The organism is Actinoalloteichus spitiensis RMV-1378 (assembly GCF_000239155.1).
GTDB classification, from domain to species: Bacteria; Actinomycetota; Actinomycetes; order Mycobacteriales; family Pseudonocardiaceae; genus Actinoalloteichus_B; species Actinoalloteichus_B spitiensis.
Window position 1 is genome coordinate 1 of record NZ_AGVX02000143.1, and the last position, 2,093, is coordinate 2,093.

Genomic DNA, 2,093 nt, shown 5'->3' on the forward strand with positions numbered 1-2,093 from the left:
CACCCTGCCCCCACCCCCCGCCACCGACACCCCCCGCACCGAGAACCACCCCGACCCCCTCACCTCCCTGCGACAGCGACTCCTGATCTCCCTACTGCTGTCAGTCCCGGTCATCGCCATGGCGATGGTGCCCGCACTCCAGTTCACCTACTGGCAATGGCTCTCCCTGACCCTGGCCGCCCCCGTCGTCGCCTACGGAGCCTGGCCCTTCCACCGGGCAGCCTGGCTCAACCTCCGACACGCCACCGCCACCATGGACACCCTCATCTCCCTGGGCACCCTCGCCGCCCTGGGCTGGTCCCTGTACGCGCTGTTCCTCGGCACCGCCGGCACCCCCGGCCTCGTCCACCCCTTCGAACTCACCATCACCCGCGGCGACGGCGCCGCCCACATCTACCTCGAAGCCGCCGCCGGCGTCACCACCTTCATCCTCGCCGGCCGCTACCTGGAAGCCCGATCCAAACGCCGCGCCGGACAGGCACTGCGGGCCCTGCTGGAAATGGGCGCCCGCGACGTCACCGTCCTGCGCCACGGCCAGGAACGACGCGTGCCCATCGACGACCTCGCCGTCGGCGACGAGTTCGTGGTCCGCCCCGGCGAGAAGATCGCCACCGACGGCACAGTCCTCGACGGCTCCTCAGCCATCGACGCCTCCATGCTCACCGGCGAATCAGTACCCGTCGAGGTCAGCCCCGGCGACACCGTCGTCGGCGCCACCGTCAACTCCGGCGGCCGACTCCTCATCCGCGCCACCCACGTCGGTGCCCACACCCAACTCGCCCAGATGGCCCGACTCGTGGAAGAGGCGCAGAACGGCAAAGCCGCCGCCCAACGGCTCGCCGACCGGATCTCCGCCGTCTTCGTCCCCCTCGTCCTGCTGCTGGCCGCCGGCACCCTCGGCTTCTGGCTGGGCACCGGCGCCGGGGCGGCCGCGGCGTTCACCGCCGCCGTCGCCGTCCTGATCATCGCCTGCCCCTGCGCCCTGGGCCTGGCCACCCCCATGGCCCTGATGGTCGGCACCGGCCGAGGCGCCCAACTGGGCCTCCTCATCCGAGGCCCGGAGGTACTGGAGTCCACCCGGCGCGCCGACACCGTCGTGCTCGACAAGACCGGCACCGTCACCACCGGCCAGATGACGGTACGCGAGGTCATCCCCGCCGAAGGCGAGACACTCCACACCGTCCTGCGCAGGGCCGGGGCCGTCGAGAACGCCTCCGAACACCCCATCGCCCGCGCCGTGACCGCCGCCGCCACCGACGAACTCGGCGCGCTGCCCCCCGTCACCGACTTCCACAACACCCCCGGCCTCGGCGTGACCGGCCACGTCGAGGGCCACACCGTCCTCGTCGGCCGCACCACCCTCCTGGCCGACCACGGCCACCCACTGCCCGCCGAACTCGCCTCCGCCCGAGAACACGCCGAAGCACACGGCGGCACCGTCGTCGCCGTCGCCTGGGACGGGCAGACCCGGGGGCTGCTGGTCGTCGCCGACGCGGTCCGCCCCACCTCCGCCCAGGCCGTCCAGCAGCTCCGCCGCCTCGGCCTCTCCCCAGTCCTGCTCACCGGCGACAACAGGACCGTCGCCACCGCCGTCGCCCACGAGGTCGGCATCGACGAGGTCATCGCCGACGTCCTCCCCCAGGACAAGGTCGACGTCGTACGCCGCCTCCAACAGCAGGGCCGCGTGGTGGCCATGGTCGGCGACGGAGTCAACGACGCCGCCGCACTCGCCCAGGCCGACCTCGGCCTGGCCATGGGCACCGGCACCGACGCCGCCATCGCCGCCAGCGACCTCACCCTGATGCGCGGCGACCTACGCGCCGCCGCCGAAGCCGTGCGCCTGTCCCGCCGCACCCTCGGCACCATCCGAGGCAACCTGTTCTGGGCATTCGCCTACAACGTCGCCGCACTCCCCCTGGCGGCAGCGGGACTGCTCAACCCCATGCTCGCCGGCGCCGCGATGGCCTTCAGCTCCGTGTTCGTCGTGCTCAACAGCGCACGACTCCGCCGCTTCGCGCCCCTACCCGACCACCCCGCCCCCGGCGGGGCCGGCACCGCGAAGACCCGCATACCGGAACCGGCGCGAGCCGCAC

Annotated in this window: 1 protein-coding gene; it reads left to right on the plus strand. The window is 73.0% G+C overall.

The window, feature by feature from the left end; all coding sequences use genetic code 11:
• Positions 1-2,093, plus strand: a 2,093-nt coding sequence (locus ACTIDRAF_RS27750; RefSeq protein WP_016698147.1) for a copper-translocating P-type ATPase, incomplete at both ends; no start/stop codon positions are given.